The following is a 19979-nucleotide window of genomic DNA, read 5'->3' on the forward strand; positions in this document are numbered from 1 at the left end:
TACCTGAAGCAATGAGCTTTTTCTGCCTTGTGATTCTTCTTCAACACCTATATATAAAAGTATAGCTCAAAACCTGATCCATCTTCCATCCTGTCGTCATGCTGAATACTGCTTTGTAGGGATTTATATTCTTAGACTATCACCAGATGCATTTCTATCTTAGTATAACTTTGTGGTACAGTCTTATGTTTTGATCACTTCTGTTAGTTGCACTATGATCTCTAATGGTAGTTTCTTCCTTCTATATATAGTACATCATTTACACGCAAATTCCCACATATTTCAGCGGTTATTCTGTAAAACAAAAGCCTTCATCCTTTTTAAAAGGGTTACGGGACTGACCACATGGTAGAGGTTACTGCTTCCTTGCCGTCCCCCTGATTATGTTATAATAAAATAAAGCAAAAAGAGCGAGGTGAAGTCGATGAAATGGGAAGAAATTGCCGAATCACATCCGAGGCGATTTGTGTTGGTTGAGGCTATAAAAGCCAGTTCCAATAATCGCGTGCGCAATCTTGAAGACATGGCGGTTATTCAGGATTACGATAACCCGAAAGATGCTTGGAGCGGGTATAAACATTTACACAAACTGTATCCGTCACGCGAACTGTATGTGTTCCATACCAGTCGATCCGATGTCGAGGTTGTAGAAGAGTTTTTCTCAGGAGTACGGCAGCGTACATGAAGATTAACCTCCATAATGGTTTGCCAATTGTTTCCTTAACTTTGAGACATCACAACCAAACTGCTCTATTACCAAACGTATTGTTCGATACAGGGTGCGCTGCAACAGTGTTTGATACGGATTTACTAGCCCAAATCGGCATTCACATTGATTTCATCAACGGGAGAGCAAAGGGGATGTACGGGGTGGGCGGCACAAGTGAAATTTGCTACGAACAGGTAATTCCTCATCTAAAACTCGGGCATATTCAATTAGATACATTTCCAATTCAACTAAGCTCTATTCAAGAGCCGTATGGATTTGATGGCATATTAGGCATTGATTTTATGCTAAAAACAAAATTAATTGTTGACTTTGATTTAATGAACATCCACTCCCCACTTTCACCTTTAAAATAATTCCAAGCAGGTGGCCACATGTCTCTTCCTTTAAATCTGATTACCATCATGCTCAGCCCGTAGAAGTATTACTTATACCCTTGGTTTCTCCTGCGGGCTGAGCCTTTGCCCAAGGGAGCGTGATGGTAATGAAACCTAATCAAAAAAATCGGTATCGAGCTTATTTTAGGCACCACAGAAAACGTGTTATTCAGCGTAAAAAACGGCTTTCAGCACACCGGGGATGGGTCGTCAAATTTGATGGTGTATTCTCCAAAGGAAAAATCCATTGTTCCTGCTGGATGTGCAGTAATAAAACAAAACGACTGGGCTATCCCAAATCAGAGCTAGCAAGAATAGATAACTGCCAGGAACAGCTTCAGGATTATCGTTTCTAAACTAAAAAACGATCAAAACAAGCGAATGTCCATTGCTATGACACTCGCTTGTTTTACGTTTACAATAGATTTCCCAGCTTCTCTCCTCAATTTGAAATATAGAATAAACTTACTAGGTTTGATCAGCTAACATACCACAAAACAAAAGCCTTCCCGACCACCCTTCACTGTCGAAGGATCATCGAGAAGACTTTGTACCCCGCAAGGAACGAGAGGTCAGATTTTTAATTCGCCAAGCCTGATTAATTCTACGACCGCCTGTGAACGACCTTTTACGTTCAATTTTTGCATCACATTGGAAATATGGTTTCGGACCGTTTTTTCGCTAATAAATAGCTGTCCGGCGATGTCACGTGTTGTTTTGTCCTGCACGAGCAGTTCAAATACTTCACGTTCACGGTGAGTTAACAAAAACTTGTTTTTGTGGTCGTTACCCTTCGTCAATTTCACCCCTCCTTGCTCGGGTTTTGTGTGGTGTAACAAGGTTAAGGGATACAGTCAACACATTTTATGTCATGTGCTCGGGTATGGTTCAATATGCGGATAAAAATGGGCATAGGCACCTTACTTGCTGTTTTAATGATGGGTTGGACTTTGTGTCTAAATTATGTATTGACAGGCATATGGGCCAGCCTTATGATAAGAAAAACCGCGACTGATAATCATTATCAAAATAAAAATTCGATATAGATATCGCACAACAGACTATGGTTTAGGGCCAGTTTGGCCAGAAAGGGTGTTCATTGATTATGAAACTACGTTATGCCGTACCGGCCGGAGTGCTGGTCTCTTCTATTCTGTTCGCAGGTTGCGGACAAACCGGAACTGCTACTCAGCAGCCTGCCGCAACGACCAAAGATGCAGGAGCCACAACACAGACAACGACTCCTGCCGCTTCTGCCCCCAATTTTGATCAAGCGGTAACAGCTTACCGCACCTATGCTATCGAGCAATGCGATACATTTGTGAAGAAGACAGAAGAATTCACGAACGCGGTCAAAGCTGGCGAACTGGATAAAGCCAAGGCGCTATATGCCCCTGCACGTATGTACTATGAACGGATTGAACCGATTGCAGAAGCGCTGGGTGATCTTGACCCGAATATTGATGCACGTGACGGTGATGTGGATGCAGCGGATTGGCGCGGCTTTCACCGTATTGAAAAAACATTATGGGAAGAAAACACAACCAAAGGAATGGACGAGTTTTCCGACCGACTGCTGAGTGATGCCAAGCTGCTGCGTGCCAAAGTAGAAACAGTTAATATTGACGCCAGCCTGATGGTAACGGGTGCAGTCGAGTTGTTGAATGAAGTATCTACCTCGAAGGTGACGGGTGAAGAGGAGCGATATTCTCATACGGATTTGTACGATTTTGCTGCCAATGTAGAAGGCGCGCAAAAGATATATGACATTTTGAAAACAGATCTGAACCAAAAAGATGCGGCATTGGAAAGACAAATCGGTGAGCGCTTTACGGCCTTACAGCAGGAGTTGGCTCCTTTTAAAGACGGAGAAGGCTATGTATCGTATACAAAACTGAAACCGGAAGAAGTTAAAAAGCTGAGCCAAAACCTCGATGCCTTGGCAGAACCGTTGTCCCAAATGGGGAAATTGTTAGGAGTGTAATGATATGAAAGGCTTTAAGCGGCAAAAAGGGCAAGAAAAGCCGCAGTATGCGGAATCCCATAATGAACAGGCTGATCTGGTAAAAAAGGATGCGAAGCTAGTGGAAGATGAGTCGTCAGGAAAAAGCAAATCCGTATCACGCCGAGACCTATTGAAGCTGGCCGGGGTAGGTGGACTAGGCCTCCTGCTTGGCGGCGGGGGCGTGGGAGCCGTGCTGTCAGCCGGTCAACGCCTCGAAAGCATGATGACGGATGCGGATACCAAAGATGTAATCCCTTTTTACGGTAAGCATCAGGCAGGTATTGTGACTCCGGCGCAGGATTTCATCTGCTTCGCTGCTTTCGATCTAACAACCAGTGACAAGGAACAGGTGCGCAACCTTTTCAAAGCCTGGACGGAAGCAAGTGCTACAATGACTTCTGGCGTGCTGCTTGGCAACGATAATGAAAATCTCAACCTCCCTCCTTCCGATACGGGCGAGGCGGCAGGATTGTCGCCATCCCGCACGACGATCACCTTTGGTGTGGGCCCATCCTTTTTTGATGGACGATACGGCCTGGCAGGGCTTAAACCTGCCGAGTTCCGTGAGCTGCCCCGTTTTCAAGGGGATGCCCTGGAGGAGCAATGGTGCGGCGGCGATATCGGAGTGCAGGTATGTGCCAATGACTTGCAGGTAGCTTTCCATGCCCTGCGTAATTTGGCGCGTATCGCCAGAGGAACGGCGGTGCTTCGCTGGACGCAGGAAGGCTTCCAGCGAACAGCACAGGCCGATCCTGCGGGAAGCACACCACGCAATTTGCTGGGCTTCAAGGACGGTACGGGGAACCCGGACACCTCCAAGGCAGACGAGATGAATCGGCTGGTGTGGACACAGACCAGTGACGGACCAGCATGGATGGACGACGGCAGCTATATGGCTGTACGCCGTGTACGCATGCGGGTAGAGGTGTGGGATCGCTCAACATTGGGCGACCAGGAGGATACTTTTGGACGCCATCGCAGCAGCGGGGCCCCACTCGGTAAGGTCAAGGAGTTCGACAAGCTTGATCTGGCGGCCAAAAATCCGGAAGGCAAGCCAGTTACGCCTCCCACCTCTCATGTGGCTTTGGCTCATGGGGACGGGAGCATTAATATTTTGCGGAGGTCTTATTCGTATTCAAGCGGATTGGACAAGCAAACAGGGCAGTTGGATGCCGGGCTGCTGTTCATCAGCTACCAGCGTGATCTGTTCAAGCAGTTCGTTCATATTCAGGAGAAGCTTGCACGCAATGACAAGCTGAACGAATACATTGTACACAAAGGCAGTGCGGTGTTCGCCTGCTTCCCGGGTGTATCGCAAGGCGGCTACATCGGGGATACGTTATTTTAGCAGCAGGCAAGGAAGGGGATTTATATGAATCGGCGCAATAAAAGCTTGGGATGGGTGTTTGTGCTGGTGACAGCTCTGCTGCTGACCGTCACTCCGTTCATGTCCGGCTCCGGGTCGGTCGCTTTTGCACAAACGGATGCCAAAGCTGTCACCAATGATCAGCTGATGCCTGTGGTGGGCGGAGCGCTGGTGGAGGCGGGACAAGCTCAATGGACGGAAGCCTCCAAGGATCTGAAAGAATTCCGCACGCTGTGGGAGGCCGCCAAAACGAATGGCGGAGATTCAGCTCACATCGCGGCTGTAGATCAAGCACTCACCGATGCGGAGCAGACACTCGCCAGTGGCGGCGGGGAACCAGCGAAAGCTGCCTTATCCGTGCTGGCGCGCTCGGTCAATGAGTACGTCACTGCTGCCGAAGGGGACAAACCAGCCCCGGCTGGAGCCAAAGCAGCGGAAAAACTACTTCCCATGGCGAAGGGCAGTCTGGCCGCCATGCAAAAAGGCGATTGGGCTGCTGCCCGGGTGGATTACGATCGAATCGTCAAAGCCTGGTATCAGGTAGAAACACCGATTCGTTTGGACAATTTTCCGGTATACAGTTCGCTCGAAACTAAAATCAGTCTCATTCGCATCTCCATGCAAGCTGAGCCTATTCGCCAAGAACAGGCTCTTAAGGAAATGCAGGAATTAACGACTCTGCTGTCTGATTATAGTCAGGGCAAGTCTGTGAACACAGGCCAAGGAACAGATGCAGGCAATACGGCTACGGGAACGGCAAATGGTTCGGTAGCTTCTCTGACCGATGCAGTCACTTTGCTCGAATCCGCACGCCAAGATGCTGTAGCTAATCAATCAGAGCAAGCGGCTGATAAGGTAGTGCAGTTTATCGCTCTGTGGCCTTCCGTCGAAGGACATGTACAAATTTCCGATCCGACGTCTTACACTGCGATTGAAAATGAAATGACCGAAACTTCCGGATATCTGCTGTCTTCTCCACCGAATACGGACAAAGCCATTCAGACTCTTGATCAGATGCTGAACAGGCTCCGTCCGTTGACGGAAGAACGTTCTTACACTGCGTGGGATGCCGCGCTGATTTTGCTGCGTGAGGGCCTGGAGGCCATCCTCGTGCTCGCAGCTCTGCTGGCGTATGCCAAAAAAAGCGGCGAAGCCGTGGCTGGACGTTGGATATGGGCAGGAGCCGGAACGGGGCTGGTGCTGAGCGGAATTCTGGCAGTGCTGTTCACCACACTGGTGGCAGCTGCCGCATCAGGCAGCATGCGTGAGCTGCTGGAAGGTGTCACCGGGCTGGTGGCGGTCGTGCTGATGCTGACCGTGGGTAGCTGGTTGCATAGCAAATCCAACGCTGCCGCATGGAACCGCTTTGTGGAAAACAGCGTGGGCAACGCGCTGGCACGAGGAAGCCTGTGGTCGCTATTTGCGGTTTCTGCGCTCGCAATTCTGCGTGAAGGAGCCGAGACAGCTATCTTTTATGTCGGTATGGCTCCAGCCATCGAAACCTCACAATTGCTGATCGGCATTGGCTCAGCGACGATTATTCTGGTCATTCTGGCGTTTGCGATCATTAAATTCAGTGTACGATTGCCAATTCGCGCCTTTTTCCTGACTGCCACTGTACTGATTTACTATCTCGTATTCCGATTCCTGGGCGAAAGTATTCATTCGCTTCAGGTGGCCGGTAAGCTTCCGGGGCACACTGCCTCCTCGCTTCCGTCCATTAGCTGGCTGGGAATGTATCCAACTTGGGAAACATTTGTCCCACAAATCGCTGTACTGATCTTTATGGTATGGCAGCTTGTGCGTCAGGAAATGCGCAGCTCCAAGCAACAATAAGTCGATGCTACCCTACTCATCATGTAAAAAACGCCAAATCACAGGTCCGATTTATATCGGTTCCCATGAGTTTGGCGTTTTTTTACATACTTACTGCACATCCTCAGGCAACGGAATCATGCGCTGATGATGCAGCAGGTCTGTGCGGTCACCGTGTTCACGAATGACATGCACCTCCCCACGAAAATCGAGCAGCTCCGTCGGGGTAGCATGTCCTAAAAATTGTAGTGGGCTATAGCTTAATCCATAGGCACCTGCATTCGGAAAGGCAATATAATCGCCCTCGTGAATCGGAGGAAGCTGCGCTTTTTTCACAATACAATCCTCGGGTGTACAAAGCGGACCGACAATGCTTACCGTCTCAAGCTCCATGGATGCCTCTTCCAGAGGCCCTCCTATTCGGTTTGCAACCTCTTCTAATGATTGTTCGACAGCCACAGCCGTTTGAGCAGAAGCGTCTCTCTGCCCCATCCATAGGGTTGCTTCCACTTCTCGTTCTTTGGGCTCTTTCAATTCTCCCGCTTGCCTGCGCATAATTCGCACCGGGTAGTTGTCCCTAATGCGGCGTCCTCGAAAAGTAGCTGCGGCGTAGTGATTCATGCCACCATCAGCCACGACAAACTTCTCCCCCTTGGATTCCTTTGTATACAATGCTCGGCAGACATACATGCCCGATTGAGCGACCAGATACCTACCGCTTTCGATGATTAGCTTAACCCCGGGCATGCGGGTTCGGGTCTGCTCCGCGAGTGCATTCAGTCCGTCAATGACGTGATCCATATCGAGCGGTTGCTCATGAGCAAAATAAGGTACACCAAACCCGCCGCCCAAATTGACCGTATGCATTGCCACACCATACTGAGCCTGTACCCGTTCTGCCAACTGCAGCGTATTCGCAAATGAAGCTAAAATCTGATCCGATTTCAACATTTGCGTACCTGTATATACCTGAATACCTTGAAAATTGACGTGCGGGCAATCTTCCAGCACCTTAAAAAAGTGATCCAGCTGCCCTTCATCCACTCCAAAGGGGCGCGGAACACCGCCCATTTTAATCGTTGCTCCAGACAAGTCGTTATCGGGATTGATGCGAACCGCTGCCCTGACAAGCTGGCCCGCTTGGGCAGCAATGTCCTCCAGCAGACGCAGCTCCCTCACCGATTCGACATGAATACAGCCGATTCCACAGGCTACCGCCTCGTTCAGCTCGGCTACTGTTTTTCCCGGTCCGGCGTACAGCACGTCTTCCGCAGCATACCCGGCCTCCATAGCGACGAACATTTCTCCAGCCGAAGCAATCTCAACACCACAACCTAACGAGCGCAGCAACCCAGCCAAGGCTACGTTACCATTAGCCTTGAGCGCATAATGTACACGCACGGCCGGGTGCAATCGGGATAGTAACGAGCTGACATGGGCATGCAGCGCATCCCCGTCATAATAGTAAAATGGCGTCGGATGCTCGCCGAAACGCTCCAGTAAGGCTTCGTCCTTTTTATCCATCTACTGAATTCCCCTCTTCTCTTTGCCTTGATACTCAGTATTTTGCATCATTCGCTCCCCACCGCTCGAAAACACAATCATACTCATACTGCATAGATCGTCTCGCCCGAGCGTGCTGCTTCATGAATGGCTGCCAGCAGTCTGACGCGTTCAGCAGCCTCGCGAAAAGGAATGGGCTCCGCTTCTCCCCGGATGATGCTGCAAAAGGTATTCAACTGATTGACATAATAGTTCATAGGCTCGAAAACCGTTTTGGTATGCGAGGATGTCTGTGATAACACAGGCAGTGCGTCCGCATCCGTTATATTCGGCATGATATCCTTCTTTATTTCCGTCTTGAGTGTCATTTTATAAAAACCTAAATTTGCCCGAAAGCAGTCCTTTAAAGTGACTACTGCCGAATCAAAGGTCAGTACATGAGCACAGTGATAAGGGCGCTCAAATGAAAAGAGGGCAGATGCCTTCAATCCGCTCGGATAACGGGCTTGCGCACGAAATGTCCAGTCACAACCATGAGGACCATCAAAATCCGATTGACTGTGGAATTCAGCCTGCTCCAATCCAACGACGGCTTGAAGCAGCTGTAGCCAGTACACGCCCAGATCCCAAAAGCATCCCCCACCCTGCTCCGGACGAGATCTGTAATTGTCCGCATGTCCTTCTTTTGCCGGAATGCATAGACTCGTCTCTATGGAGCATAAGCGACCATAACGCCCCGATTCTACGATCCTCCGCAGCTCATGCTGCCAAGGATGGTGCTGCACCATGACTCCCTCCAGCAGGTAAGCGCTGCTCTGCTCGACTGTGGCTGCCAAGGGAGCCAGATCAGCCGTATTCAGACATAACGGTTTTTCCACCAGCACATGCTTATGAGCCCGTAGTGCTTTGCCAATCCACTCGGCATGCAAGTCGTTGCTGAGCGCAATATATACAGCGTCGATCTCCGGGTCCTTTAGCATATCCTCAGCATGCCGATAAATGACACTGACGCCAAAACGATCTGCCATTTCTCCTGCCTTGGCAACCGTGCGGTTCGCAAGCGCGGTCACGCGTGCCCCTGCAACATGTCGGATTGGTTCCAGTAACGCACGGGGAGCAATGGCAGAACAGCCAATGATCCCAAAGCGAATATCTCGCATCGCAGGTTCTTGCGCAGCCGCGGCAGCGTTCATGACCCCTGCTCCATTCCCAGTGAGCTTGCTGGCATTTGGATGCTATTCACATAGGACTCTATATAACGCGGCGTTCGACTGCGCAGCTCTACGATCCTGCGATGCATATCCTCCAGTATCTGAGCACTGCCGTCATAGGTTTGTATCCACGTATCGTACCGCATACCCAGTCCAAGCCGTTCCCATAGATCCGCATTATGCTTCTCATGCACACCAAATGGCTCCAGCATAATGAGCGGAGTAGCTGTAGCGAACGAATCGGTTAGGCTGCCACCACCTGGCTTGCTGACAATGGCCTGGACACGACATGCTTGGTCCAGCATGCTATGGTAATCCGGTCCAACCTGATACACTGTCTTCTCGCCTCTTTTCACCTCTCCGAAAGGTGGAAATGTATGCTCTCCGGCTTCATTTCGCTGCCATGTCCTCCACTGCGGGTCCATCTGAAAATAGCGTATACTGTCCCGCTGTTCATCCGGTTGATCCTGATCATACAACAGCAGGTCCAGCTCCCAGCCCGCTTCTTCCAACCGTCCAACCTTGTCGCGGTAGGTGCCCATCCCCCAACCGCCGCCATGTACGAATAAGCGGGATTGCCGTGCTTCAAACGGTACATACTCCACGGCCGGTACATCAATATAGTGGCTGACTCTATTGTTATCATTTTCAAAAAAGGTCGTTTCTCCACAGCCATCCGCAAAACGTGGGTTATGCTTGGCTAGATTTTTCCAGGAAGGAGAAGGTGTCGAATCCATATACACAATGTCCACATGCACCGACTTCGGTTCTCTGCGCTTGCGATACTCCTCCAGTACATACATCCAATGACCGGATAAGCATATAAAATACCGCCGATCTTCCTCTATCCATTGGTTCAGCAGTACTTCCATCGCTGCGAGCTCCAGTGAATTACGCATATCCTGCGGAACCTTTTGTGACATTAAGGCCACCGCAAAATTGTCATGGTAAGCTTTGCGGCTTTTGTCGACCTTGAGACGGGCCGATTCTGGCAGCACATTTTCAAATACATGAATCGCCGTATCCACGCCCAGCCTGCGAAGACCCGCTTGCAACAACAAGCCAGGGGTATAAAAGCCCAATCCGAAACCGGAACACAAAATCGTTACCTTCATAAGCTTATCCGTATTCTTACGCATGCTCATACGCCTCCCGTTTAATTCAGCACTGTAAAATGATGCTCTGCCAAAAAACGCTCCAGCTTTGTAGTCAATCGCATTTTTTCCTCATCGCTCGCAGCAACCAGTTCCAAATAAAGACGACCCTTGCCTCGTGCCCGTTCGCTTCCAGCGGTTTCTTTTTTACCATTCAAGTCCGGCTTACCCAAGCCGTTCCCTTCTGATACGCCATCGCTGGCCCCAATCCCGCTCACACGAACCTGCTTGGCAGATGATCTGCCTCCGCGTCCGGTTGCATTTCTGCTTGGCGTGCTTGTATGGCCTACAATCTTGTTCTCGCCATCTCGTCCACCTGTGTTCACATATAATGTATTGGCACCCAGAGGCATGACACCTTCTTCACGTTCACCTGTGAACAACAATCCTTCACCCTTCAGTCCTTCCAGCAGTTCTTCATAGGATAGACTGCCATCATGGGACAGCGAATAATTCGTCAGCGTGCCACGCATATTTTTCCTGGCCAGAAAGGTATCGAGCTGATGCTTGATCAAACTCATCGACTTTCTAGCATTAATTTCGATAATTGGCTCCAGCTTCCCACCACGAAGTGTCATGGAATCAATGCAAACATCGCCATAATAACCGTCTTGATACAATTGCCGTCCCACATCCTGCATCAAGCTAAAATAGCCCTCGCGCTCCAGCCGCTCCAAAAATGCCCCGTCCGGCGACAAGGATTCCCGATAGGAGAATTGAGTGTTAGCCAGCCATTGTACAGATAAGATATCGACACTTCCATCATCACCAATCGTAAATTGGCATGAAAAATCCTGCTCTTTCTCCAGAAAAGGCTCCAAAAGGAAAAGCACCTGTTTGCCTTTACGCTCCTGTCCACGCAAATACGATACGATCCGGTCCAGCATTTGTGTCGAGGTAATGTGCAGGTTTCCTTTGCCCGATACGCCAAAATCATCCTTGATTAAAAAGCTTCCATCCCGTAGCAGCTTACGTCCCGCCTCAGCAACATCTGCAAACGAAGTCACAATATAGCCCGGGTTGCGCAGACCAAGGCTGCGTTTCAGATCAGAGGAATACGTTTTGGCATTTACCTTGCGAATCGTTTCCAGCGGCGGCTGATGCAGTGTTATTCCCCAAGCACGTGCAGCCTCCTCCACATGCGGTAAACCCGCAAACGGGCTAAGCACACAGCCTTCCAGTTGAGGAAACCCCTCTCCGGCATCGGCCTTGCGACTGCCCAGCAGTTCAAATACTGATGCGGTCGACACGTTGCCTGCACGCTCCATGCCATCGGTCAAGTCCCGTTCGTTGACAGCCGGATGAAAGCCCAACTGCGCGATATACTGACGATGTACGGGCGAAATGGCATAACGGGTCAATAACGCATCTCCCGGCTGGCAAAAGCTGAACAGCAGTTCATCCATCGCTGCTACAATCGCAGAAGAAGCCCGGTCAGGCAGGGCTGGCAAGGAAGCTAACTGGGCATCCCGCCAGTAAACCTCCGCTTCGAACGTTCCCATATACAAATGACGCTGATTCGGTATCGCATTCATATGATTCGCTTCCTTTCCTGCTTCATTATTGGCCTACTACACGGTAGCGCTACTGGCTCGCGCTCGTATAATCACGTAGAGCAAACTGCCATATCAGGCGGATGATCGCCAACAGCCAGAGAGGTGCGAGAAATGCCCATACCACTAACCCGGTTTCCATTTTGCCGAGAATGAACATGGGCGGAAAATTACAAATGACAAACACCGGAAGCACGAACAAACCGATACGCTGAATCAGATTACTGTACACGGCCATCGGCACATAGTTTGTCTCGAAAATGCTGTTGGACAGCTCCGTAACGCCGTTCGTGCGGATGATCCAGAAGGCTAGCAGTTGAGGGAGCAAAAATACGGAGTATGCCGTAAGCACCCCGCATCCAAGCAGCACAGAGAACCCTCCTACAGTTTCAAAATTAAACGGCAATCCGAGTCGTTGCCAGCCGACCCCTGTCATAATTCCGCCGCCAATTACATTCGGCACGGTATAGCCCAATTCAAATTGACGCAGTGTTACCATAAATTGCAGCGATACGGGTTTAGTCATGAGCACGTCCAGTGAGCCGGTACGAATTTTGTCAGGCAGGCTTGTAAAATTACTGTAGAACAATCCACTATAAAATCCGCTCATCATCGTAAACACGCCGATATATAACAATATGGCGTCAGGAGACCAGCCATTAATATCCGTCCCAGCGCGGTATGGAACCGATGCGTACAGCAGCTTGATGAGCAAATAAGCCGTTTCAACCAGAAATGCAGTTATAAAATTAATGCGGTATTCCATCTGCGACATGACGGAAAACTGGACAAACTTCCAGTACAGTCTGATGTAGCGCCTAACGTTTCGGAAAACATTTTTCATGTTAACCCCCCACCGAGACAAAGCGTTTGACCCCGGCTTGCCACACCCAGCGTGATAGGGCCGCCAGCACTACAATCCAGAGCCATTGCACGCCAATGCCTTTAGCGGCTTCCAGCACAGTCAGCTTGCCCGTCAACGCATTCACCGGAAAAAATACGGTGTAGCTGAACGGTAGCAGACTGAACAGACGGGCCAAAACATCTCCAAAAATCGTCAGCGGAAACACGGTACCGCTAGCTACGTAAATGACAAGCGACAGCGTATAAAATAGTCCCGCCGATTCCGTCACCCAAAAGGCTATGCCGCTCAGCGCATAATAGACCACAAAATTAAGCACAAGCGCTCCTGGCAACGCCAATATGTAAAGCAGGATGTACGATAGCCCGAAGCTGATTTGTCCTTCCAGGCTAAGACATAACAGCAAAATAGCAGCCGCCAGCAGCACGACCGCAGACTGTATGACTTTGCCTCCGATAAACCGGCAAAAACGGTAAGCAAAATAATGCACAGGCTGTACCATGAATTTTGCCAGTCCACCTTCCTTGATATCTGTAGCAATTTCGTATTCAAAGCCCGTAGCAATCAGTTTTCCAGTTACTCCCGCCATGACCACATACACCAGCATTTCTGGCAAAGAATAGCCCAGCACTCTTGCTTGTCCCGAAGAACCAAATACAGCTAGCCAGAGAAAAATTTGCGTCATGATCGGCAGCATAAATCCCGCCATTTGGAGCCAATAATTAGCCCGATACTCCATTTCGTTTTGCATACCAAGCTGGAGTACCTTCACATATTTGTTATTTCGCATCGGCCAGCCTGCCCCCATCGTACAAATTGGCTATCCCCTCTTCCAGCGGGACGTCCTCAATCGTAAAATCAACGACAGGCAGTGCGTCCAAAATCTTTTTGGACCAAGCCAAGGTATCTTCTGCATCCAGCTCAAATACCGCCTCCAGCTCCGAGTTGGAGCGAAGTTTGCCGAGGCTCGCCAACGTTAGGCTGGATACGGGGGTCTCCAGTCGAACCTTGAGTAATTTACGGGCACCGATGACCTCATTCACCTTGTGTAAGTCTCCGTCATAGACCAATCTGCCCCCGCTGATAATGATGGATCTACTGCACAAATCCTCAATATCCTTCATGTAGTGGCTTGTCAGCAGGATGGTTGTCCGGTGCGTGCGGTTATAGGCTTTGAAAAACTCTCGAATCCGCCGCTGAGAAACAAGGTCCAGTCCGATGGTCGGCTCATCCAGCAAAATGACCCGTGGACGATGCAGCAGCGCGGCGATCAGTTCCATTTTCATACGCTCGCCGAGAGACAGCCGCCGAACCTGCACATGAAGCTGCTCCTCCACCCCAAGCAGGGTGACCAGTTCTTCTAGTGCCTCTTTATAACGGTTTTCATCGATTTCATAGATAAGCTTGTTCAGCTCGAATGACTCGCTTGCAGGCAAATCCCACCAGAGCTGGTTTTTCTGTCCCATTACAATGGAAAACTGACGTTTAAACTCTTTTTGTCGTTTCCACGGGGTAAAGCCAAGTACCGATGCCTCCCCGTCCGTGGGATGGAGAATGCCAGACAGCATTTTGAGCGTCGTTGTTTTGCCCGCCCCGTTTGGACCGAGAAATCCGACAATTTCGCCTTCCTCAATGCTAAAGCTGACATTTTGCACAGCCTCTTTGGTCAGCTGCTCACGCCTGAACAAGTTTTGTAACGATTTGCGCACGCCCGGCTCCTTTTTGTAGTACGTAAATGTTTTCGACAATTGCTTTAATGTAATGGACGGCAATCAATTCCCCTCCTCTTTCCTCTGTGCAGGACACCTGATGAACGTTTCTTATACGGCCGAATGCTTGGACTACTCGGCTGCTTTCTCTGCTAAAATCATCAGTTCCTCCAGCATATGCCGCTGTCTTTCAATTAAATGCAAAGCTCGTTCCGTAATTTCAGGCATCCGATGCTTGCGCAATTGAAGCCCTGTTTTGTAAATATGCAGATTAAGCTTGTGCCAATCCGCGTACAGCGCCTGTGCCAATTCAATTACATGCTGTGTTTGTGGTCCCAGCGTAGCTTGATGCAGCAGGCAATAATCAGCTGTATAATCCGTCAAATGAAGGGCACTGCCCAATCGCAGATTGTAATAGATTTCATGACAGTACGTCCGAAAATCCTGATCCTCCATGTCTGCCAACAGATGGAAGTCACCGACAAATGCCCGGTACCCCTCATCTCCCCGCTTGACCTGCTTGCCTGTCACAGCTTTCCCCGTTTGACTTTCCGACTCATTAGACGTAGGTACGCCTCTCCAGATGGCTTCGTGTCCAGTCAAATACTGTCGAATATGATGAGCACACGCAGCATGCATCTCACTTGGCGAAAGCGGGGCAGGCTGCTCCACCAGCCATGCATACTCAATAATGCCCTGCATCAGATCGTCGAGCCGGGCTGAGCCCACATAAGTCATGGCATGTCCCGAGGAATCGAGCAGGAAGCTGTCATTCACCTGTGCTGTCCGTTCTTGCAAGTCCAACCCGCACAACTCAATCACGTGGCCCCTTGGGTAATTTTTCACATATACATCGTGATAGGTTAAAGCGGTGCTCGACGTATGCAGCATGGTACCGTAGCCCGATGTGAGTACCTGCAACAGGTTGGTTTCATCGCTGACACCAGCGACCCACGGTTCCACCCGAATAACAGGTCCACCACTGGCTGCCATTTCTTGAAGCTGCTCCGGATATTTCTCAGGTCCGAAGCGCTTCAAATCTCCACCGTACTCTGCGCACATACTTCCACACAGCATGAATAGCTCGGATTCGGCCATGTTCACCCCGTACCTCCGCAATGAGGTACGCAGGGAAGAATATACACAATGTTTCCCTGGAAGAGCGTTTGCGACTTCTTCTGCACCATAGTCCACAACGGAATCATGACGAGTCTCCATATCGGATTCCTGCATCAACCTTGTCTTTTCAGCGCCCTTATGCATATTTGCCCAGCAGACGCTCGATGCCTTGCAGTGTAGATAGATGCTCCAGCACTAGATCGTCGTCCTCCATCGTAATATCAAGCTCATTTTCCAACTCTACAATTAATTCCACAGCGGATAAGGAATTCAGCCCCAAGGTTCGCAGATCCTGATCCGGAGTCAACTGTTCCAGTTCTCCCGGAGCCAGTTTCAAAATCTTTTCCAGCAAGGGTACTACATGGTATACATCTGTTTTCATTTTTGATTCCCTCCAATTTATGAGCATCCTAATCCAGCAATAATACCTTCCAATTTGTGCGCATAAGCATCAGCTTCCTGCCAGCTGTCTGCCAAAATAAGTGTGAAAATCCGGTTCACATAGCCCCGCTTCACAGGAATACCAGACAATGTACCCGCCGTATACACAAACACCCCTTCTGGACGTTCGGGCGTATAGAGCAAGCCCTCCTCCGCGAGCAACCCGCACAAGCGGCTGTAGGTGAGAGGTGTAGCGGTAACGTTGCGGTAATAACGGGATAATGTTTTATGCTGTTCTCCCAGGACGGATGACAGGAACGAAATATAGGTAGACAACGTAAATCTACCATTTATCTCAATGACTGGAACCAGCAAACCTTCTTCGTCAACAAAACCGTCAATAGAGGCCATTCCCGTATACCCAATGGAATAGAGATGCGTACCCAGCTGATAGGCGCAGCGTCTCACTTCTTCCTCCAGCGCATCGTCAATCTCAGCCGGCACTTGAGATCCGATATATACGGTGCCATCCACGTTTTGCCTTTTTAGCGAAAACATCGTCACACCACCGCCCTCGTCAATGCAGAGCTGGTAGTTCAGATCCATCTGCTTATTGTGCCAGCGCTCCACCAGCCAACCGCCGGAAGATGGCGACGAGCCGCCAAAACGCTTCATCACACTCAGCAGTGTGTCCAGCTTGGACAGCTCGTCCAGCATATACATGCCTTGTCCTGAGGCACCGTGCGGTTGCTTGATAATCAGCTTCACAGGTCCATCCGATAAGTCAGCCAGTCTGGCACACTCCCTGCGGATCGCCGATTCGTCTGCACATACAGCGCCTTCGCTGACGGCAAAACCAAGCTTTTGCGCGGTCAGGCGGCTGAATATTTTATCATTCACCTGAGCACTGACCGCGGATGGAGCACCGATCAGCTCTAGCCCGCAAAGCTCCGCAATCGCTTCCTCCTGCGGTGTGACCGCATAGGGGACGAGCCACGCTTTGGCTCCGCCGCTGCTGTGGCCTGCATCTGCAACCGTGCGCAGTCGTGCCAAAAGCGCCTCATCCGCCAGCACCAGCTCTGAAATCGGCGTTAGCGGATCAGAAGGCTCCGGCACCTCAATACGCGGCAGGCTAAAGCCCAACCGTTGGAGCATGTCCAGAAACGCCTCATCCGGCTGTTCCCGAAGTACAATGACATCCTGACTTCGACATAGCAGGAGATTCATTTCCTCCATCCGGTTTACGACTTGCTGTTCATCCCGGTCTACCATGCCCCCCTTGCGGGGGGATGGATGCCACACTTGCTCTGCGCCGATATTAAACAGCCAAATCAGGACTCCATGGTCCCGTTCATGCGCAAGCGCTTCCACAAGGTTAATAGTTTTAGTCGTCACGTCTTGTCATCATCCCTCTCTCTTCCATCCAGTAACAAACAACATCCATAGAAAACTAAATGTATTTCAGAGAGCCTGCCCCGTGCAGATACAATACGCTGCATTTGGAGCACACCGGAGTCAATCCTTCATGATTAATCTTTTGACGAGTTTTCTCATACGCATCCGAGTTCCATATCTCCTTCAGACTGTGCTCACGCATGCTTCCAATCGTGAACTCACTGAAAAATTTGCAAGGCATGACCTTCCCGTCTGGTAAAATATCTGTTCTGGAGGTGAGCGCCAAACAATGATTGGAACAACGGCTGACCATTTCCTCGCCATGTATAAATTTATCAATTTCCTCATAATCCAAACCGGGCTGATAGCGCACGCGAATGTTCCATACTCGCTCATTGATCCGCTGTAGTTCCTGCATCAGAGGATCGATGTTATCCGGGTTGATTTTATATTTGAAAGCATGCCAGCTACTAATATTTTTTTCTTCAAGTTGTCGGAGCCAGGAGAAATTATGTGTGAAATATTCATCCATTTTGAGGGAGGTCTCTTTGGAAATGTACCAGGGGAACGTCAGCAGCACCAGATCCAGCCTTTTGTCCTCCAGCATTTGCAGAAATTCGTACATCCGTCCGATCATGTTATCGTTAATGACCGCATGGACAGTTACCCGTCCCTTGTACAATCCCTGGTCGCGCAGTTCAATCAGCTTATCCATCTGCCGCATTGTTTTTTGAAAGGTGCCTTTACCGCGAATTAGATCGTGTTCTCTTTCAAAACCTTCAATCGCTATTAATAACTCCAAATTTTCGGACAAATCCAAAATCCGGTCCAAATATTTATCAATAAGTAATCCATTTGTACAAAAGGTCATTTCGCGCCGATCTTCCGCCAGCACGTCCAAAATTTCATCAAAACGCCGGTGAAACATCGGTTCGCCGCCCCACATGTACAGTCTGGACTTGGCTTCCTTGGTTTCGCTCAAAATCTGCCGGAGCATGTCCGGAGCAAGATCCATGTTTTGTTCTTCTTTATCCATTTGGTGATGGTAGCCTTCCTCGTTCCATTCAAAGCAGTGTGTACATCTCAGGTTGCAGCGGTTGGTCAGCTTAATGCCGATCGTCTGGGGCATGTCCGTTTTGAAAGTAGGGTCCTGTGTGGCGTTACGGTAAGATACAGAAGCGTTTTTCAGGTTACGCTTGATGAGCTTGAACGCTTTCTCATCAATCAGCACATTGCTTTTGGGCTGCATGCTAACACCTCGTTTAATGGATTTTCAGGCACATGTACCAAGCTGTACGTCAGACCGTCTCCATTCCCTCCAGGTGCGGCGCTTGTTCCGCATCGCTGATCCCCTGAATGTAGCTGCAAAACGCATCTACCGAGCTCAAATGCTCTAGCTCAAAGGAATCAAAATCAATCTCCACATCAAACGCATCCTCCACTTGCAGCATGAAATGAACCAACTGCAACGAATCCAGTCCGGCATCATGAATAATGTCCGAATGTCCATCCAGCTTAGCGACCAGTTCAGGATCTTCCTTAACCGCGCTGATCATTTCAATCACTTGGCTTTGCATAGCAAACTCCTCCTTGTGAATGAGATTCTGTTCGTTCCACCCAACGATGCCCTCTGCAAAGAAAGCTCCTAGAAAAATTCCTTCACTGGAACTTTATTCAATTATACTCCTCCAATGAAGAGACAAGTCAATAGGTTGTTTTGTAAGTAAAACTCGCAATATGTAAATTAATGTATGATAACTTCTACAATTTTCGCCGGCTATTTTTTCGCAAAATCTAATAAAAATTCTCCTCACATCTCTTGCATGAGCGGCAGAATTATTTTACAATACACATGAAAATGTTTTTCCTTATATTCTTCTTGTATACGATACTTTTTTTCATACAAACATTCTACAGCCAAAGGAGCACAGCTCATGTCCCCCATTCTTCATACATTAGCCCATAGACTGGAGCAGCTTCCCGTACAGGAGCGCAAGCTGGCGGAATCCATCCTGCAATCCCCGGAAGATGTGCTGCATTTGGGTATTCGGGAGCTGTCAGAGCGTTGTGGTGTGAGCGCGGCGACCGTTACGCGGTTTTGCAAATCACTACATTTTAAAGGCTATCCCGATTTCAAAATGAAGCTGGCCGCCGAGTTGTCCCACTCCAACCGTAATGGTGAAGAATCCTATCAGGATATTGTCGCCGGAAATTCACTTTCCCGAATTGTGCAGGCTATTCAGGCGAACCATACCGCATCCATTGCGGACACGACCCGACTGCTGGATTACGACAAGCTGGAGCAGGCCATTGCATGGCTGTCAGCCACGAGCCGCATTGATCTCTATGGGATGGCGACATCGTCGATTGTGGCACAGGATTTTTACCAGAAGCTCATCCGTATTGGCAAGAACAGCACTGCCTTTGCAGATTCGCATATGCAGATTACCTCTGCCTCCTCGCTCGGAGCGGGAGATGTCGCCTTCGCCGTCTCTTATTCAGGGGAAACCCAGGAGACCATTGCGGCTCTACGTTGTGCAAAGGAACAGGGGGCCAAGACATTATCCCTGACCTCCTTCGGAAACAATACGCTGGCAGGCCTTGCGGATATTGCGCTATTTTCCTCCTCATTGGAGGAAGGAATGCGACGTGGGGATATGGCCTCCCGCATCGCCCAGCTTCATATCATAGATATTCTGTTTACAGGTATGGTGAGCGCAGATTTTGACAAATATATTCCGAGATTGGAAGGTTCATATCAACAAGTGAGCAAGCTCAAAAAACAACCAGGGGGTCACTAAG

At 49.5% G+C, this 19979-nt stretch carries 20 protein-coding genes; 7 read left to right on the top strand and 13 right to left on the bottom strand.

The genetic code is table 11. From position 1 onward, the window contains the following. Positions 1–424 precede the first annotated feature (424 nt). The 3 genes from ACUUJN_RS20800 (at position 425) to ACUUJN_RS20810 (ending at position 1460) form a co-directional block, all read left to right on the top strand. Complete coding sequence (locus ACUUJN_RS20800; RefSeq protein ID WP_068941750.1) at positions 425–685, top strand: hypothetical protein; 261 nt, start codon at positions 425–427, stop codon at positions 683–685. Then, positions 682–1083, top strand: coding sequence for a retropepsin-like aspartic protease (locus tag ACUUJN_RS20805; protein WP_068941752.1), 402 nt, complete (start codon positions 682–684; stop codon positions 1081–1083). The genes ACUUJN_RS20800 and ACUUJN_RS20805 overlap by 4 nt, the downstream gene beginning before the upstream one ends. Positions 1084–1211: 128 nt before the next feature. Further along, positions 1212–1460: a hypothetical protein gene (locus ACUUJN_RS20810; protein WP_075154672.1), complete on the top strand. Its 249-nt coding sequence runs from the start codon at positions 1212–1214 to the stop codon at positions 1458–1460. Between the two features lie 216 nt (positions 1461–1676). On the opposite strand, the gene ACUUJN_RS20815 is transcribed toward ACUUJN_RS20810, so the two are convergent. Further along, positions 1677–1904 carry a helix-turn-helix domain-containing protein gene (locus ACUUJN_RS20815; RefSeq protein ID WP_007431813.1) on the bottom strand — a complete coding sequence of 76 codons (228 nt, stop codon included), beginning with the start codon at positions 1902–1904 and terminating at the stop codon, positions 1677–1679. A 305-nt stretch (positions 1905–2209) separates the two neighbouring features. Between ACUUJN_RS20815 and efeO the strand changes: the two genes are divergently transcribed. The 3 genes from efeO to ACUUJN_RS20830 are packed head-to-tail and all read left to right on the top strand — an operon-like array spanning position 2210 to position 6311. After that, complete coding sequence (gene efeO / locus ACUUJN_RS20820) at positions 2210–3088, top strand: iron uptake system protein EfeO (RefSeq protein ID WP_484668881.1); 879 nt, start codon at positions 2210–2212, stop codon at positions 3086–3088. A gap of 4 nt (positions 3089–3092) precedes the next feature. Beyond that, positions 3093–4457, top strand: coding sequence for an iron uptake transporter deferrochelatase/peroxidase subunit (gene efeB / locus ACUUJN_RS20825; protein ID WP_484668882.1), 1365 nt, complete (start codon positions 3093–3095; stop codon positions 4455–4457). A 24-nt stretch (positions 4458–4481) separates the two neighbouring features. Then, on the top strand, positions 4482–6311 hold the full coding sequence (locus tag ACUUJN_RS20830) for an FTR1 family iron permease (protein ID WP_340959541.1): 1830 nt from the start codon (positions 4482–4484) through the stop codon (positions 6309–6311). A 90-nt stretch (positions 6312–6401) separates the two neighbouring features. Here ACUUJN_RS20830 and ACUUJN_RS20835 read toward each other — a convergent pair whose 3' ends face one another. The 12 genes from ACUUJN_RS20835 to ACUUJN_RS20890 form a co-directional block, all read right to left on the bottom strand. After that, complete coding sequence (locus tag ACUUJN_RS20835) at positions 6402–7814, bottom strand: type III PLP-dependent enzyme domain-containing protein (RefSeq protein WP_053326007.1); 1413 nt, start codon at positions 7812–7814, stop codon at positions 6402–6404. Between the two features lie 83 nt (positions 7815–7897). Continuing rightward, complete coding sequence (locus ACUUJN_RS20840; protein ID WP_053326008.1) at positions 7898–8986, bottom strand: Gfo/Idh/MocA family protein; 1089 nt, start codon at positions 8984–8986, stop codon at positions 7898–7900. Then, positions 8983–10143 (bottom strand): UDP-glucuronosyltransferase, encoded by a 1161-nt coding sequence (locus tag ACUUJN_RS20845; protein ID WP_484668883.1) that lies wholly within the window; start codon positions 10141–10143, stop codon positions 8983–8985. Before ACUUJN_RS20845 ends, ACUUJN_RS20840 begins: the two co-directional genes overlap by 4 nt. A 17-nt stretch (positions 10144–10160) precedes the next feature. Then, the gene (locus ACUUJN_RS20850; RefSeq protein ID WP_484668884.1) at positions 10161–11693 is read right to left on the bottom strand and encodes a hypothetical protein; all 1533 of its coding nucleotides are present in this window, start codon (positions 11691–11693) and stop codon (positions 10161–10163) included. 49 nt (positions 11694–11742) lie between these two features. Next, positions 11743–12555, bottom strand: a complete 813-nt coding sequence (locus tag ACUUJN_RS20855) for an ABC transporter permease (RefSeq protein WP_023990058.1) — start codon at positions 12553–12555, stop codon at positions 11743–11745. 1 nt (position 12556) lies between these two features. Continuing rightward, entirely contained in the window at positions 12557–13363 is an 807-nt protein-coding gene (locus ACUUJN_RS20860; protein WP_028541504.1) for an ABC transporter permease, read from the bottom strand. Next, positions 13353–14345, bottom strand: a complete 993-nt coding sequence (locus ACUUJN_RS20865) for an ABC transporter ATP-binding protein (protein ID WP_068941768.1) — start codon at positions 14343–14345, stop codon at positions 13353–13355. The genes ACUUJN_RS20860 and ACUUJN_RS20865 overlap by 11 nt, the downstream gene beginning before the upstream one ends. Before the next feature lie 69 nt (positions 14346–14414). Beyond that, complete coding sequence (locus tag ACUUJN_RS20870) at positions 14415–15500, bottom strand: hypothetical protein (RefSeq protein WP_254348673.1); 1086 nt, start codon at positions 15498–15500, stop codon at positions 14415–14417. Positions 15501–15537: 37 nt separating this feature from the next. Further along, a complete protein-coding gene (locus ACUUJN_RS20875) occupies positions 15538–15783 on the bottom strand; it encodes an acyl carrier protein (RefSeq protein ID WP_023990061.1) in 246 nt (81 codons plus the stop codon). A gap of 17 nt (positions 15784–15800) precedes the next feature. Next, positions 15801–17177, bottom strand: coding sequence for a preATP grasp domain-containing protein (locus tag ACUUJN_RS20880; protein ID WP_484668885.1), 1377 nt, complete (start codon positions 17175–17177; stop codon positions 15801–15803). 55 nt (positions 17178–17232) lie between these two features. After that, positions 17233–18426 (bottom strand): radical SAM/SPASM domain-containing protein, encoded by a 1194-nt coding sequence (locus ACUUJN_RS20885; RefSeq protein WP_023990063.1) that lies wholly within the window; start codon positions 18424–18426, stop codon positions 17233–17235. A 49-nt stretch (positions 18427–18475) separates the two neighbouring features. Beyond that, complete coding sequence (locus ACUUJN_RS20890) at positions 18476–18754, bottom strand: acyl carrier protein (RefSeq protein ID WP_013311713.1); 279 nt, start codon at positions 18752–18754, stop codon at positions 18476–18478. A 357-nt stretch (positions 18755–19111) separates the two neighbouring features. Here ACUUJN_RS20890 and ACUUJN_RS20895 point away from each other — a divergent pair, with 357 nt between their 5' ends. Beyond that, positions 19112–19978: a MurR/RpiR family transcriptional regulator gene (locus ACUUJN_RS20895; RefSeq protein ID WP_023990065.1), complete on the top strand. Its 867-nt coding sequence runs from the start codon at positions 19112–19114 to the stop codon at positions 19976–19978. The last annotated feature ends 1 nt before the right edge of the window (position 19979 follow it).

It is taken from the genome of Paenibacillus sp. LRG-1 (assembly GCF_057220305.1).

Excerpts from the sequence above, each read along its gene's own strand:
- ACUUJN_RS20855 (WP_023990058.1), bottom strand. The coding sequence starts at position 12,555 with ATGAAAAATGTTTTCCGAAACGTTAGGCGCTACATCAGACTGTACTGG.
- ACUUJN_RS20885 (WP_023990063.1), bottom strand. The coding sequence starts at position 18,426 with ATGCAGCCCAAAAGCAATGTGCTGATTGATGAGAAAGCGTTCAAGCTC.
- ACUUJN_RS20860 (WP_028541504.1), bottom strand. The coding sequence starts at position 13,363 with ATGCGAAATAACAAATATGTGAAGGTACTCCAGCTTGGTATGCAAAAC.
- ACUUJN_RS20870 (WP_254348673.1), bottom strand. The coding sequence starts at position 15,500 with ATGGAGACTCGTCATGATTCCGTTGTGGACTATGGTGCAGAAGAAGTC.
- efeO (WP_484668881.1), top strand. The coding sequence starts at position 2,210 with ATGAAACTACGTTATGCCGTACCGGCCGGAGTGCTGGTCTCTTCTATT.
- ACUUJN_RS20810 (WP_075154672.1), top strand. The coding sequence starts at position 1,212 with ATGAAACCTAATCAAAAAAATCGGTATCGAGCTTATTTTAGGCACCAC.
- ACUUJN_RS20835 (WP_053326007.1), bottom strand. The coding sequence starts at position 7,814 with ATGGATAAAAAGGACGAAGCCTTACTGGAGCGTTTCGGCGAGCATCCG.
- ACUUJN_RS20845 (WP_484668883.1), bottom strand. The coding sequence starts at position 10,143 with ATGCGTAAGAATACGGATAAGCTTATGAAGGTAACGATTTTGTGTTCC.
- ACUUJN_RS20805 (WP_068941752.1), top strand. The coding sequence starts at position 682 with ATGAAGATTAACCTCCATAATGGTTTGCCAATTGTTTCCTTAACTTTG.
- ACUUJN_RS20875 (WP_023990061.1), bottom strand. The coding sequence starts at position 15,783 with ATGAAAACAGATGTATACCATGTAGTACCCTTGCTGGAAAAGATTTTG.
- ACUUJN_RS20850 (WP_484668884.1), bottom strand. The coding sequence starts at position 11,693 with ATGAATGCGATACCGAATCAGCGTCATTTGTATATGGGAACGTTCGAA.
- ACUUJN_RS20890 (WP_013311713.1), bottom strand. The coding sequence starts at position 18,754 with ATGCAAAGCCAAGTGATTGAAATGATCAGCGCGGTTAAGGAAGATCCT.
- ACUUJN_RS20895 (WP_023990065.1), top strand. The coding sequence starts at position 19,112 with ATGTCCCCCATTCTTCATACATTAGCCCATAGACTGGAGCAGCTTCCC.
- ACUUJN_RS20830 (WP_340959541.1), top strand. The coding sequence starts at position 4,482 with ATGAATCGGCGCAATAAAAGCTTGGGATGGGTGTTTGTGCTGGTGACA.
- ACUUJN_RS20840 (WP_053326008.1), bottom strand. The coding sequence starts at position 8,986 with ATGAACGCTGCCGCGGCTGCGCAAGAACCTGCGATGCGAGATATTCGC.
- efeB (WP_484668882.1), top strand. The coding sequence starts at position 3,093 with ATGAAAGGCTTTAAGCGGCAAAAAGGGCAAGAAAAGCCGCAGTATGCG.
- ACUUJN_RS20800 (WP_068941750.1), top strand. The coding sequence starts at position 425 with ATGAAATGGGAAGAAATTGCCGAATCACATCCGAGGCGATTTGTGTTG.